14 protein-coding genes and 1 pseudogene are annotated in these 13,118 nt (G+C 72.1%); 8 read left to right on the forward strand and 7 right to left on the reverse strand.

Features of this window, described 5'->3' with window-relative positions; all coding sequences use genetic code 11:
* Positions 1 to 31: 31 nt before the first annotated feature.
* Together P0R35_RS00695 and P0R35_RS00700 are read left to right on the forward strand one after the other, a co-directional pair.
* The gene (locus P0R35_RS00695; RefSeq protein WP_284013333.1) at positions 32 to 352 is read left to right on the forward strand and encodes a ribbon-helix-helix protein; all 321 of its coding nucleotides are present in this window, start codon (positions 32 to 34) and stop codon (positions 350 to 352) included.
* A gap of 80 nt (positions 353 to 432) precedes the next feature.
* Positions 433 to 921: a DUF7992 family protein gene (locus P0R35_RS00700; protein ID WP_284013334.1), complete on the forward strand. Its 489-nt coding sequence runs from the start codon at positions 433 to 435 to the stop codon at positions 919 to 921.
* A 30-nt stretch (positions 922 to 951) separates the two neighbouring features.
* Here the strand turns inward: P0R35_RS00700 and P0R35_RS00705 are convergent, their stop codons facing one another.
* Positions 952 to 2,301 (reverse strand): aminotransferase class III-fold pyridoxal phosphate-dependent enzyme, encoded by a 1,350-nt coding sequence (locus P0R35_RS00705; RefSeq protein WP_284013335.1) that lies wholly within the window; start codon positions 2,299 to 2,301, stop codon positions 952 to 954.
* Positions 2,302 to 2,415: 114 nt separating this feature from the next.
* Positions 2,416 to 3,702, reverse strand: a complete 1,287-nt coding sequence (locus tag P0R35_RS00710) for an MgtC/SapB family protein (protein ID WP_284013336.1) — start codon at positions 3,700 to 3,702, stop codon at positions 2,416 to 2,418.
* A 112-nt stretch (positions 3,703 to 3,814) separates the two neighbouring features.
* Between P0R35_RS00710 and P0R35_RS00715 the strand changes: the two genes are divergently transcribed.
* Entirely contained in the window at positions 3,815 to 4,996 is a 1,182-nt protein-coding gene (locus P0R35_RS00715) for an AI-2E family transporter (protein WP_284013338.1), read from the forward strand.
* 22 nt (positions 4,997 to 5,018) lie between these two features.
* Here P0R35_RS00715 and P0R35_RS00720 read toward each other — a convergent pair whose 3' ends face one another.
* On the reverse strand, positions 5,019 to 5,300 hold the full coding sequence (locus P0R35_RS00720; RefSeq protein WP_284013339.1) for a PadR family transcriptional regulator: 282 nt from the start codon (positions 5,298 to 5,300) through the stop codon (positions 5,019 to 5,021).
* Positions 5,301 to 5,496: 196 nt separating this feature from the next.
* On the opposite strand from P0R35_RS00720, the gene P0R35_RS00725 reads away from it, so the two are divergent.
* Positions 5,497 to 5,781 carry an amphi-Trp domain-containing protein gene (locus tag P0R35_RS00725; protein ID WP_284013340.1) on the forward strand — a complete coding sequence of 95 codons (285 nt, stop codon included), beginning with the start codon at positions 5,497 to 5,499 and terminating at the stop codon, positions 5,779 to 5,781.
* 193 nt (positions 5,782 to 5,974) lie between these two features.
* Here the strand turns inward: P0R35_RS00725 and P0R35_RS00730 are convergent, their stop codons facing one another.
* The gene (locus P0R35_RS00730; protein WP_284013341.1) at positions 5,975 to 6,121 is read right to left on the reverse strand and encodes a DUF8555 family protein; all 147 of its coding nucleotides are present in this window, start codon (positions 6,119 to 6,121) and stop codon (positions 5,975 to 5,977) included.
* A 104-nt stretch (positions 6,122 to 6,225) separates the two neighbouring features.
* Positions 6,226 to 7,047: a cytochrome c oxidase subunit II gene (gene coxB, locus P0R35_RS00735; RefSeq protein ID WP_284013342.1), complete on the reverse strand. Its 822-nt coding sequence runs from the start codon at positions 7,045 to 7,047 to the stop codon at positions 6,226 to 6,228.
* A gap of 174 nt (positions 7,048 to 7,221) precedes the next feature.
* Between coxB and P0R35_RS00740 the strand changes: the two genes are divergently transcribed.
* Positions 7,222 to 8,613, forward strand: coding sequence for a heme o synthase (locus P0R35_RS00740; RefSeq protein ID WP_284014666.1), 1,392 nt, complete (start codon positions 7,222 to 7,224; stop codon positions 8,611 to 8,613).
* A gap of 1 nt (position 8,614) precedes the next feature.
* Positions 8,615 to 9,284, forward strand: a pseudogene (locus tag P0R35_RS16475) (DUF7546 family protein).
* Positions 9,285 to 9,320: 36 nt separating this feature from the next.
* Here P0R35_RS16475 and P0R35_RS00755 read toward each other — a convergent pair.
* Entirely contained in the window at positions 9,321 to 9,962 is a 642-nt protein-coding gene (locus P0R35_RS00755; RefSeq protein WP_284013346.1) for a helix-turn-helix domain-containing protein, read from the reverse strand.
* Between the two features lie 125 nt (positions 9,963 to 10,087).
* Between P0R35_RS00755 and P0R35_RS00760 the strand changes: the two genes are divergently transcribed.
* Positions 10,088 to 10,399: a DUF7344 domain-containing protein gene (locus P0R35_RS00760; RefSeq protein ID WP_284013348.1), complete on the forward strand. Its 312-nt coding sequence runs from the start codon at positions 10,088 to 10,090 to the stop codon at positions 10,397 to 10,399.
* Between the two features lie 19 nt (positions 10,400 to 10,418).
* Here P0R35_RS00760 and P0R35_RS00765 read toward each other — a convergent pair whose 3' ends face one another.
* Positions 10,419 to 11,078: a class I SAM-dependent methyltransferase gene (locus P0R35_RS00765; RefSeq protein WP_284013349.1), complete on the reverse strand. Its 660-nt coding sequence runs from the start codon at positions 11,076 to 11,078 to the stop codon at positions 10,419 to 10,421.
* An 88-nt stretch (positions 11,079 to 11,166) separates the two neighbouring features.
* Between P0R35_RS00765 and P0R35_RS00770 the strand changes: the two genes are divergently transcribed.
* Positions 11,167 to 13,002, forward strand: a complete 1,836-nt coding sequence (locus P0R35_RS00770; RefSeq protein WP_284013350.1) for a BGTF surface domain-containing protein — start codon at positions 11,167 to 11,169, stop codon at positions 13,000 to 13,002.
* Positions 13,003 to 13,118: the final 116 nt, after the last annotated feature.

Genomic DNA, 13,118 nt, shown 5'->3' on the forward strand with positions numbered 1-13,118 from the left:
GGGTATCCGGCGCCCGCGACACCGGCCGGACATGGGACTCGACGACCTCGACGCGGCCGTGACCGACGCGTACGGCGACCTCGACGACGAGATCGGCGTCGACCTCGACCGCGAGACGAAACACGAGTTGGCGCTGCTGGCGGCGGCGCTGGGCACCGACCGCGACGAACTCGTCCGTCGGGGGATCCACGCGCTGTTCCGCCGGACGCTCGACACGGGCGACCTCGACTTCCACCTCCGGCAGGCGTTCGACGTCACCTACGACGAGTACCTCTCGGGGATGACGTACGACGAGATGACGGGGCAGTCGCAGTACCCCACGCCCAGCGACGACCGCCGCTACCAGCAGTAGGCGTCGCCGCGGCGGGACGCCCGGTTCCCCCACGCTGGAATCGTGGCAAGCGCCTTGTCCGCGCCGAGCGACCCGCCCGTATGGCGCTGGACGTCGAGGTGCCCGACCCGCCGAGCCTGCACGGGCCCCAGCCCCGGGGCGACTACGAGTCGCTGGGCACGCGGGACCCCGATATCGAGGACGACTACCGGCGCGAGGCGCTCCGGACGGCGCTGCGCGCGGGGGCGTGGCGCGACGCCTTCGCCGAGTGGGCCGAACACACCTACCTCACCGCCGCGGAGTTCGAGACGGCCGCCGATCTGGGCCTGTTCGACCGGTTCGACTTCTACTGGGACCCCGCGACCGACGACGTCGGCTACCGCGCCCCGACCGTCCCCGACGACGCCCCCGACGCGTTCTCCGACGACGCGGCCGGCGGCGTCGACGAGGAGTTGGACGCGCTCGGCCGGACGGTGTCGCAGCTGCTGGAGACGGAGTACCTCGACGGCGCGGACGACGCCGAGTTCGACTTCTTCACCGAGGAGCGGGAGCGCGAGGCGGAGGCCGAACGCGAGGAGGACGAGGCCTGACCGGAGGCCGAGTCGGCCGGCGCGACCGTCTCAGTTCACGTCGCGCGTCGCCGCGATCAACAGCCGCGCGCCCATGTCGATCTCCCGTTCGGTCACGTCCAGCGGCGGGAGGAACCGGATCACCTTCGACCCGCACGCGAGCGTGAGCAGGCCCCGCTTGAGCGCCGCCTCCAACACCGCGTCGCGCAGGTCGGCCGACTCGAACTCGACGGCGAGCATCAGCCCCTTGCCGCGCACGTCGTCGACGCCGTCGAGGGCGGCGTCGCGGACGGTCTCCACGAACTGCTCGCCGCGGACGACGGCGTTGTCCAGCAGGTCGTACTCGTCGATGGCGCGCAGCGTGAACACGCCCTGCGCGGCGGCGACGACGTCCCCGGCGCCCCACGTCGACGAGAGGCGGGCGCGCTCCTCCGGGAAGGTGTCCTCGTTCGCGATGGTCGCGCCGACGCGCATCCCCTTCGCGCCGGTGATCACGTCCGGCTCGACGGGGTAGTGGTCGGAGGCCCACAGTTCGCCCGTCCGTCCCATGCCCGACTGGATCTCGTCGGCGATCAGCGGGATGTCGTGTTCGTCGGCGAGGGCGGCCACCTCGGTCATGAACGACTCCGAGGGGAAGCGGTAGCCGCCCTCCCCCTGGATCGGCTCCATGACGATGTAGGAGGTCTCCTCGGGGTTCACGTGGCCCGTCTTCGGGTCGAGCTTCTTCCGCAGCAGCGACGTGTCGCCGTCGTCGACGAAGAAGCCGCACGAACACGTCGCGGGCGTACAGCCGGTGTCGTCGCAGTACGGCACGTCGTGGACGCCGGGGACCTCGGGGTAGCGCTTGCGGTACACCGACTTCGAGCGGTTGAGCGACAGCGCGCCGAGCGTGCGGCCGTGGAACGCGCCGTCGAAGGTGACGCCGTACTTCCCGCCCTCCGAGCGGTCGTAGCAGATCTTGATGGCGTTCTCGACGGCCTCCGCGCCGGAGTTCGACAGGAACACGGTGTCCAGCCCGTAGTGGCTCGTCCGCTCGGTCAGTTCGTGCATCAGGTCGGCGGGCCCCGGCAGGCTCGACTCGCCGGGGTCGGCGCCGTCGGAGACGTAGAAGTCCTGCCCCGCGATCTTCGTCGGGTCGACCATGTCGAACTCCGCCATCGGCTCCACGATCTTGGGGTTGTTGTAGCCGAGCGGCGCCGCGGCGACGTGGGAGGTGAAGTCGAGCAGGACGTTGCCGTCGACGTCGGTGCAGAACGGCCCCTCGGCGTCGGCGGTGATGTCCCACACGAAGTCGTACACGTACGTCGTCGTCGCGGCGACCTCGCGGTGGTACGCCGCCCACTCGCGGGCCCGCTCCCCGGGCATCTCCGTCACCCGGACGTCCGCGGTGTGTCGATCCATGCCAGAGAGTGACGATGGGCGAATGAAAAAGGTCGCGGTCGAATTTGGGACCGGATCCAACTTCCGCGCGACGAGTGACATCTCGTTCGACCGAGGCCGGGATCCGTCGTGCGTTCACACGAGCGTCGCCGCGGCGACGGCCGTGCCGGCCGCCGCGATCAGCGCGAGGCTGTACGCGGCGACCCGTCGCACGAACGCCCGCGGACCGGCGACCGCCAGCGCCGCCTTGACGGCGACGCTGGAGACGGTCGCCAGCAACACCGCGACGGTCGCCACGTCGGCGCCGACGGTGCCGCCGCGGTACAACAGCACCGCCGAGGTCGTCGCGCCCGCCGAGGAGACCAGCCCCGAGAGGGCCGCCGAGACGTACAGCCCCGTCGCGCCGAAGCGGGCCTGTGCGACGCCGCTGACCGCGAGGATGACGAGGAACGCCGCGCCGAACGCCAGCGCGTTGCGGAGCGAGAACGGCGACTCGATGGCCAGATCCACCCGGGTTCGCCAGTCGGCGGTCGCCGCGGCGACGCCGACGGCGCCGAGCGTCAGCGCGCCCAGCGGCGCCACGACCCCCACCAGCGGCGGGCCGTCGCCGGTGACGGTGAACGCCAGCGCGATGGCGAGGTTGCGCACCGCCATCGCGGCGTCGGCGAGCAACACCCCCGCGACGGCGTACGACACCGACTCAACCCGGTCGGTCGCGTGGTCGAGCATCGTCCCGACGACGGCCGTCGAGGAGGCCAGTCCGCCGAGAAAGCCCGTCACGGCGATGCCGCGGCCCCCGTACGTCCGCACCAGCGCGTAGTTCACCATCCCGATGCCGGCGACCGTGACGACCATGAGCCACGCGACGCGCGGCTCCAGCGGCACCCCGAACACCGTCCGCTCGCCCGCGGGCAACACGGGGTAGACGACGAACGCGAGGACCGCGAACTCCGTCATCGACCGGAGCTCCGCCCGCGAGAGGTCGCCCGCGAACGAGTGCAGTTCCCGCTTCAACACCAACAGCGCCGCCGACAACACCGCCACCGTCACGCCCTCGACGACGAAGCCGCTCGCGACGAGCGCCCCCACGCCGTACGCCGCGAGCAGCGACACCGAGGTCGTGAGCGACAGCGAGCCGTCGGCGCCGTCGCTGAGCCCGCGTGCGGCCAGCAGCGTGCCCTGCACGACCACCAGCACGCCGCCGACCGCCAACAGCACCCGTCCCACGGCGCTCTCGCTCGCCAGGAGCGTGAACACCGCCCCGACGAGGCTCGTCAGCGAGAACGTCCGGATCCCCGCGGACTTGTCCGACCACTCGCGCTCCAGCCCGAGGAACAGCCCCAGCGCCGCCGCCAACGCCAGCCTGACGACCGGGACGGCGAGCGGGTCGGTCGACACACCGGCGACCGCGACCGGTAGCATAGAGCTACATACTACTGTATAGCCGTATATATTTCTTCGGGCCGACCGCCCGCGGTTCCAGCGGATGTCAGGTCCGCGATACGCTTTTGTCGTTCGGCGGACCCGGGTGCGTATGGCCCTCTCCGACATCGACTGGTCGCGCACCGCGTGGTGGGGCGTCGGCGCCGCCCTCGCGGCCGCGGTGACGTTCATCGTCTACTCGTTCGTCGGTACGTTCGTCTTCGGCGTCTTCATCTACTACGCGACCCGGCCCGTGTACAACCGGCTCCGCCGCCGCCTCCCGTCGCGGAGTCTCGCGGCCGCGACGGCGCTGTTCGCGATGGTGCTCCCGGCGCTGCTGCTCGTCGGCTACGCCGTCCTCATCGTCGTCGATCAGGTCCAGCAGCTCGACATCGCCGCGAACGGCTACCTCGACCGGCTCCCCATCGACCCCGGCGACCTGCCGGCGGTGACCGACCCGGCACAGCTCGCGACGCTTGACTGGCAGCAGTACGTCACCGCCGACACCCTCTCGGGCGCGATGGGGTCGCTGTCGGGCGCCGTCGGGACGGTCGCGGTCCTCGGCACCGCGGCCATCCACCTGTTCGTGATGCTGGCGATCGCGTTCTACCTCCTGCGCGACGGCACGAAGCTGGCGCGCTACTTCGTCCAGTTCACCGACCAGGCGGGCGTCATCGACGCCTACGGCCTCGCGGTCGACCGCGACCTCAAGTCCATCTTCTTCGGCAACATCCTCAACGCCATCGTCACCGGCACCATCGGCGTCATCGTCTACTCGCTGCTCAACGTGTTCGCGCCGCAGGGGGGCGCGATCCCGGCGGCCGCGCTCGTGGGCCTGATCGCGGGCGCGGCGAGCCTGATCCCCATCGTCGGCATGAAACTGGTGTACGTCCCCGTGGTGATCTTCATGGCGGTCCGGGCGGTCGCCAACGACGTGACCGGCGGGCTGGTGTTCGTGCTCGCGTTCGCGGTCGCGTCGCTCGTCATCGTCGACACCATCCCCGACCTCGTGCTCCGGCCGTACGTCTCCGGGCGGTCGCTCCACGTCGGCGCGGTCATGCTCGCGTACACCCTCGGCCCCCTCCTGTTCGGCTGGTACGGCATCTTCCTGATGCCGCTGTTGCTCGTGCTCGTCGTCCACTTCGCCAGGATCGTCCTGCCGGAACTGCTCGCGGGCGAGCCGATCCGCCCGTTCGCCGTCGACCCGTCGCACCTCACCGAGGAGGTCGTGTCGGACCCCCCGGACGCCGGTCCCACCCCCGCCGGCGACGGCGGCACCCCGGACGGGGAGTGACGCCCGGGCCGGCCCGACCCGGTCACTCCTCGGCGTCGACGTACTGCGACTCCCAACTGCGCCGCGCCTCGATCTCCCGGCGGCCGCGCCGCGTGAGCGTGTAGAAGTTCGTCCGACGGTCGCGCTGCCCCTTCTCTACGAGCCCCTTCTCCACGAGCGTGTCGAGGTTGGGGTACAGCCGCCCGTGGTGGATCTCCTTCTCGTAGTAGTCCTCGAGTTCCTCCTTGATCGCCAACCCGTGGGGCTCGTCTTGCCCGGCGATCACGTAGAGGAGATCGCGCTGGAATCCGGTCAGGTCGTACATCGGTACTATCCGTCGAGAGATTACTGTCGGATCCCAATAAGCTTGCCGCCTCGGTACGGCTCTACCCCTCGAATATCGGGCGCGGACGCCGTGAGACGCTTCGGAAGCATCTCTTCTGGATCACACAGGTCCGTTGTCGTGTCAGTTCCGTGTAACCCCCGACCGGTTTTTACCCGTCGGCGGCGTCGTGACCGGTATGCCCGAGGAAGTGCTGTTCAAGTCGGAACTGCGCCAGGACCGCCACGAGATCGCCGCCCACCTCCGCGCGGTCGCCGACAAGCTCGACGACGACGGCGCGTTGACGCTCACCGGGGCCGGCGACTCGCTCACGATGCAGGTGCCCGCGACGGCGACGTTCGAGGTGAAAGCCGAGCGCGAGACCGGCTCGGGTCCCGACGAGTTGAGCGTCGAGTTCGAACTGGAGTGGGACGACGTCGACGACCCCGCGGGCGGCGCGGACGGCGGGCTCAGTATCGAGTGATCGGCTCCCGCCGGCGACGGCCGCGGCTCGTCGGTCTGTCGTCCGGGTCCGAGAACGAACGGGGGCGCGCCGCGGAAACACCCGCGGCGCGCCGCCCGAATCGGTCCCCGCTGACGCTTCGGCCCTCCAGACGAAGCGTCACTTGCGTGTAGCCCCGGTGATGGGATAAAACTACCGGGCAGTCAGGGTCCGCTTATATATGCTCCTCCTCCAACACCCACCCGAGGGCCCGTTTGTAGTGGGTGAACAGTTGGCGGATGCTCTCGTGGCGCATCTCCTCGGACTCCAGTTGCTCCGCGAGGAACTCGTACTGCTCTCTGATCTCGGCCTCGTCGCGCACGCTCGGCGTTCGGGACGAAGCGACTTCAAAAGGCCGCCGGGGCGCTGGCGCCGCCGGCGGGTGCGGCGCGCGCGGAGAACGGGAACGGGAGCGGACGCGCCCTGTTACGCGCCGAGACCGGCCGGCGACGGGGCCGCCAGCGACGCCGAGGCGTTTCCGGAGCCGCCCTGACTCGTCTGGCGCTCGACGAAGCCGTCGTAGGTGTCCTGGTCGACGACGACGACGCTGAAGTACATGTTCGAGTGGGCGACACCACAGTACTCCGTACAGTAGCCCTGGTAGACGCCCGGCTCGTTGGCGACCGTCTTGATCGTGTTCTTCTGGCCGGGGATCGCGTCCTGCTTCAGGCCGAGTTCCGGCACCGCGAACCCGTGGAGCACGTCGTCGGAGGCGGTGGTGAAGTAGAGGTCCTGCCCGGCGGGCACGACGATCACCGGCCCCTCCAACCCTTCGGCCCGCGGGATGGCCTCCGTGTCGAGGTCGCCGGCGGTCAGCTCGGTGATGTTCGAGCTCTGGTAGTTCATCCGCCAGTTCCACTGGTAGGCGACCGTCTCGACGTGGACGTCGCCCTCGGCGGGTTCGATCTCGTCGACGCCGCCGGTGTACGTCACGTCCGGGTTCGCGAGCACGCCGTAGGAGGCGGCGCCGACGAACAGGAGGACGATGGCCGTCGCGATCGTCCAGGTGATCTCGAGGCGGCGGTTCTCCCGCGTCGGCGACGGCTCGTCGCTGTCCTTGAACTTCAGGACCGTGTAGATGAGAATGACCTCGACGAGGATGGTGATCGGGATCGCGACGTACAGTAGCCGGCTGTTCAGGTCGTTGATGAGCCCGGCGGTCGTCGACGGCTGCGCCGCGACCGGCGTCGCCAACAGCGCCAGCCCGACGAGCCCGAGCAACAGGCTCCCGAATCGCGTGCGCGTCATTACATCCGCGTCGGCGTCGGCCACGTAAATACCTACTGTTGTCGCCCGAAACACCGGATGGCGGGGTCGTACGGGGCGGTCGCGAGCGGGGAAAGCGCGGGGTTGATATGCCGCCGGACGCAATCCGTGGTAGTGACATCGAAGCGGTTCCCCGCGCTCCTCGCGGCGTCCGCGATGGGGGTGTACCTGCTGCTCGTGGTCGGCGCCACCACGGCGGTCACGGACGCCGCCGCCTCGTGTGCCGCGTGGCCCGCCTGCGGCGACGGGTTCGCGCTCCCGAGCGACGCCGCGGGCTGGGTGGCCCTCGGCCACCGCGCGGTCGCGTTCCTCGTCGGGCTCCTCGTGCTCGCGACGGGGGTCGCCGCGTGGCGGGCCCGCCCGGACCGCCGCGTCCGGGCGGCGCTGGCCGTCGCGTTCCTCCTGTACCCCGTCGAGTCCGTGCTCGGCGCGTACGTCGCCGTCGCCGACGCGGCCACGCTCGCGACCGTCGCCGGCGTCCCGGTGACGCTGTCGGCGCTCCACCTCGCGGGCGGGCTCGTCGTGTTCGGCGGGCTCCTCGCGGCGCTCGCGTGGGAGCTCGAGGCTCGGACGGGCGACCCGGACGAGGACCGGTCGGCGACGTCGGCGCCGGAGCCGGCGGCCGAGCCCCTCGACGACGGCCCCCGGCCGGCGGTCCCGGCGTGGGGCGACGACCCGCTCCGGCGCGCCCGCATGACCGCCGGGGCGTACTTCCGGCTGATGAAGCCCCGGCTGATGTGGCTGCTGTGCCTCGTCGCCAGCGCCTCGATGGCGCTTGCCGGCGGCACCGGCCTCTCGGTCCCGGTCGTCGCGGCGACGCTGACGGGCGGCGCGCTCTCCATCGGCGCCTCGGGGACGTTCAACCACGTCCTCGAGCGCGACGTCGACCGCCGGATGCAGCGCACGAGCGACCGCCCGCTGGCGGTCGATCTGGTCTCCGTCCGCAACGCCGTCGCCTTCGGCCTGCTGCTCACCGTGGTCTCGGTCGGGCTGTTCGCGTGGGTGAACCTCCTCGCGGCCGTGCTCGGCCTCGTGGCGATCGTGTTCTACTCGGTGATCTACACGCTCGTCCTGAAGCCCAACACGGTCCAGAACACCGTCATCGGCGGCGCCGCGGGCGCCCTCCCGGCGCTCATCGGCTGGGCGGCGGTGACGGGCGAGGTCGGACTGGGCGGGGTCGCGCTGGCGACGCTCATCTTCCTGTGGACGCCCGCGCACTTCTACAACCTCGCGCTGGCGTACAAGGACGACTACGAGCGCGGCGGCTTCCCGATGATGCCCGTGGTGCGCGGCGAGACGACGACCCGCCGCCACATCGTCTGGTACTTCGGCGCCACCCTCGCCGTCGGCGCCGCGATGGTCGGCCTCGGCCGCCTCGACTGGCTGTACGCCTTCGCCGGCGTCGTCGTCGGCTCGGTGTTCCTGTGGGCGATCGTCCGCCTCCACTACGAGCGCGACGAGTCGGCGGCGTTCCGCGCGTTCCACGCGTCGAACGCCTACCTCGGCGTCGTCCTGCTGGCCGTCGTCGTCGACGCCCTCGCCGTCTGAGATGAGCGTTCGCACGTTCTCCGTCGGCCGGTTCGACGTCTCCGCCCGCGAGCTACAGGTCGCGGCGCTCGTCGTCAACCTCGAACTCCTCGCCGTCCTCGCGTACTTCGCGCTGACGAACGCGCGGCTCTCGTCGCCGCTGTTCACGCTGTACGGTCTGACGTGGGTGAACCTCGCGCTCGTCGTGTTCGCGCGCTATCGCCCGCCCGCCGCTGACGCCCAGACGCGGCGCCGGGCCGCGGCGGTCGCCGGCGGCTACGCGCTCCTGCTTTCGGTGTTCGGGGGTGGTCGGCGTCGCGCCGCCCGGCACGGTGCCGGGGGTGACGGTGGCGATGCTCCCGCCGGGGTGGGGGCCGGCGGTCGTCGTGAACGCGGGCGTCGCCGCGGCGGTCCTCATGCCCGCGAAGCTGCTCGGCTACGCGGCGCTGGCGTACCTGCTGTACGGGACGGTCGTCGACGCGACGAGCGCGGGGGTCGCCGGGCTGCTCGGGCTGTTCTCCTGTGTCTCCTGCTCGCTGCCGATCCTCGTCGGCGCGGCGACCGCGGTCGTCGGCGGCGGGGGGTTCGTCGTCGCGGCCGTCGGCGGCATCGGCTACGGCCCCTCGACGCTCGTGTTCTGCGTGACCGTCGCGCTGCTGTGGTGGCGGCCGGGGTTCGACCTGCTCCGGTAGCGGCCGTCCCCCGCGGCCGTGGCCCGGCGCGTCGCCTCACTCCACGAGGGTCGCGGTGACCAGCCGTTTCACCCCTCGGCGGAACCGCTCGGAGGCGGCGCTCTCCGAGATCCCGAGCGTGTCGGCCAGGTCGGCCAACGACGCCCGCCGCGGGATGTCGAGGTAGCCCGACTCTACGGCGGCGACGAGCGTCTCGTGTTGCCGGTCGGTGAGTCCGCCGTTCCCGGAACCGAACAGGTCCGACTGCTCGTAGATGCGCTCGAGGGTGAACGGGATGTCGTTGCGACAACAGAAGCCGTACACGTGTTCGATCGCCTCGCGGCTGGGGAACGCCGTCTTGAGGTGCCAGCCGTCGGCGTCGGCCGTGATCACGTCGTTGACGCCGCCCACCTCGCCGATGATCGAGCGGACGCTGACGGCCTTGTACGCGTCCGCGAAGTCGAGGCGGTACAGCACGCGGTCGTTCGACTCGGTCAACGCGAGGCGGTCGCCGACGGTCGGGTCCGCCGCGATGGCCGCGTCCAACTCCTCGAGGTCGTCGGCGTCGAGCCACCCCGTCAGCCGCATGTGGCCCGCCTGGTCGGTGTAGGAGTCCTCCCACTTCAGGTGCGCTCCCGCCACCGTGCGGAGGGTCCGCCGCAGGAACGGGTGGTCGATGGTGTAGTGTGCGAGTATCATTGCTCCCCCCCGGGATGCCGGCCCGGAGGCGGTGGAAGGAGATAAACTCCCGGAGAACTCCGGCACCAACCGGAACCATTCGGGACGGGTACGTCCGTTCATGTCCGGGGTGAGACGGGTCGACGGTGCCGGGGAGGAAGCACAGCTTCGACGAACTGCTCTCGGCGCTCGCGGACGGAACCCGCCGTGGGGTCGTCCGCTACTTCGAGCGCTCGGGCGACGACGTCGCGACCGTCGAGGACCTCGCGGCCGCGCTCCCGTCCGACGGGTCGGGCGGGACCGCACGGCGGCTCCACCACGTCGCGTTGCCGAAGCTCGCCCGTGCGGGCATCGTCGAGTACGACCCGGCGACGCGCGCGGCCCGGTACCGGGGCGACGAACTCCGCGAGCCGGTCCGGGAGCTGCTCGTGGAGGTCCGCGCCGCCGTCTCCGCGTGACCTGACCGGAACGGGACGCTCACTCGGCCGACAGCGACGCGAACAGGTGGAGCCACTCGCCGCCGTCGTCGTCGGCGACGCCGTCGCCGAGCCGTCGTGTCGCGGTGACGGCGAACCCGGCCTCGGTCAGCAGCTCCCGCGTCCGCTCGCGGCCCGGGAACGACCACGCCATCAGTTCGCCGGAGCCGAGCCAGTCGTCGTTCGCGCCCGCCCACCCCTCCTCGCCGGTCGCACAGGTCACGTAGAGCCGTCCGCCCGGCCGGAGGACGCGCGCGAACTCCCGGTACACCGCCGCGTGCTCCGAGAGCGGCACGTGGATGACCGAGTGGAGCGCGGTCACGGCGTCGACGGCGTCCGTCGCGACGGGGAGCCGCGTCAGGTCGCCCCGCACGAGCGGCGCGGCGGTGCGCTCGCGCGCGAGCCCCAGCATCGACGCCGAGAGGTCCACGCCGACCGCGTCGACCCCATCCGGGAGGCGGTTCAACACGGGAGTGCCCTGCCCGCAGCCGGCGTCGAGGACCCGCGCCCCCGCGTCGAGCGTCCCGAGGAACGACTCCACCAGCGGCGCCTCCGCGTCGTCGCGCTCGCGGTCGTACGTCCCCGCCAGCCCGTCGTAGCCGTCGCGCACCGCCGTCCGTTGCGTGTCGGGGTCGACCGCCGGTTCCGGGTCGTCGCCCATACCCGACCCTCCCCGACGGCCGACAAGTATGTTGGTGTCCTGTCGGGGGACCACAAGGAATACGACTCCCGGGCGGGACGTGCCGGCGATGCCCTCCAGCGCGCGTCCCCTCGCGGCGAGCGTGGCGCTCCTGCTCGTGACGTCGGCCGTCGCGGCGCCCGCGCTCGCCGCTCCGCTCGCGGCCCCGGACCGACCGAGCGCGACCCACTGTCTCCCCGAGTTCGAGGACCCGGCAGCCGACCGTCCCGCCCACGTCGACGCCGGCGACACCGCCCGGATCGCGGTGCTCGCGTGCAAGGCGTGGGAGACGACCGTCCGCGTCGAGGGCCCCGGCGTGAACGCCTCGGTCGACCTCGGCGGCGAGGCCGGCGCGTCGGGCCACGGCACGCTCGTGGTGAACACGTCCGCCGACGGCGCGGCCGCCTACCGCACCGCCGGCCGCCTCGCGTTCGGCGTCGACCACGCCGACGGCTCGTTCCGCACGGGAACGTACACGCTGACGCTGTCGCGCGGGGGGTCGGTCGTCGACCGGCTCGCGCTCGTCGTCGGCGACCCCCGGATCGGGAACCTGACCGTCGGCTACGCCGCGGCGAACGCGACGGTCGCCGGCGCCGGCGACCTCCGACGCGGGTTCGAGAACGGCACCGTCGTCACCGCCGGCGGCGTCGACGGACTCGGCGGCTACGACGTCGAGGACGGCGACTCGACGGTGCTCCACCCGGGGACGCTGGTGCTCGCGGTCGACGCGAAGCGGCTGGCGTGGGCCGTCGACACGAACGAGTCGGCCGCCTCGGTGACGGCGCTCGCGGCGTACCTGAACCGGACCGGCGGCGCGCTGCGCGTCGTCCAGTCGAACCCGACCCCCTCGCGTCGAGTGAAGGCGGTCGACCTCCTCGACCCCGACGCGGTGTCGCTGTACGCCGACCCGGCCAACGACTCGTTCTACCTCGTCGCCGACACACGAGCTCTCCGGGTCGTCCACGGCGCCACCGACCGCGGCTACCCCGCCGCCGACGGCGCGCCGGCGGAGCTCTACGGCGGCGACCGGTTCGCGGCGAACCTCACCCTGAACGCGAGCGGCCGCTTCGACTGGGCGGCCGCCCACGACCGGGCGGCCGGCGCGGACCCGGCGTCCGCGGAGACGTCGTTCGTCGTCGTCGAACCGGACGCGGGGCTCCCCGACTGGCCCCGCGACGAGCGCGTCGCGCTCGCCCCCGGGCAGCCGGTTCGCGGCCGGACGACGCTCGCCCCCGGGTCGACGCTGGTCGTCGAGGCGGCGCGTGCGGACGGCACGACGACGACCCGGCGGGTGACCGTCGGTGCCAACGGGACGTTCGAGGCGAGCCTCGGCACCGCGAACGCGACCGACGGCACACGGCTGACCGTCGCGGTGCGGCTCCCCGACCGGACGGGCGGCGTCGAGCGACGCGCGGTCGTGCGCGACCCGGCGGCGACCCTCTCGGCGAGCGTCCGCGGGGAGGGCGAGCGACAGGTCGCCTTCGACGCGACCGTCTCCCACCGGAGCCTCGTCGTCGTCGCCGAGGCTGACGGCGACGTGGTCGGCGTCCAGCCACGCGCCCCGGACACGGGGTACACGGGCGGCCTCGTGAGCCTCGCCGCCGCCGACCCCGGCACGCTCACGGTCACCGTGTACCGGGACGTGGACCGGGACGGGCGCCTCGACGCGGCCGACGTGCCGTACCCGAACGCGAGCACGACCGTCGAGTACGAGCCGACCGACTCGCCGACGGCGACGGGGTCCCGCTCCGAGTCGGGGACGCCGGGCCCGGGCGCCGCCGGGTCGACCGTGGCCGACTCGGACGCGCCGACCGAGTCGTCGACGCCGGTCCCCGGCTTCGGCGTCCTCGCGGCCGTCGTGGCGGTCGCCGGGGCGACGCTGTCGCTCCGTCGCCGCGCGAACTGACCGCCCGACGGCGTCGAGACCGCCGAGCGCGAACTGCGCGTTCGGCGCCGCTGTCGTGCGATATCGGCCTTCTTCCGCGATCGGTTGACAAAATCTTTTTCACACCCGAACGGCCT

Source organism: Halobaculum litoreum (genome assembly GCF_030127125.1).
Taxonomy (GTDB): Archaea; Halobacteriota; Halobacteria; order Halobacteriales; family Haloferacaceae; genus Halobaculum; species Halobaculum litoreum.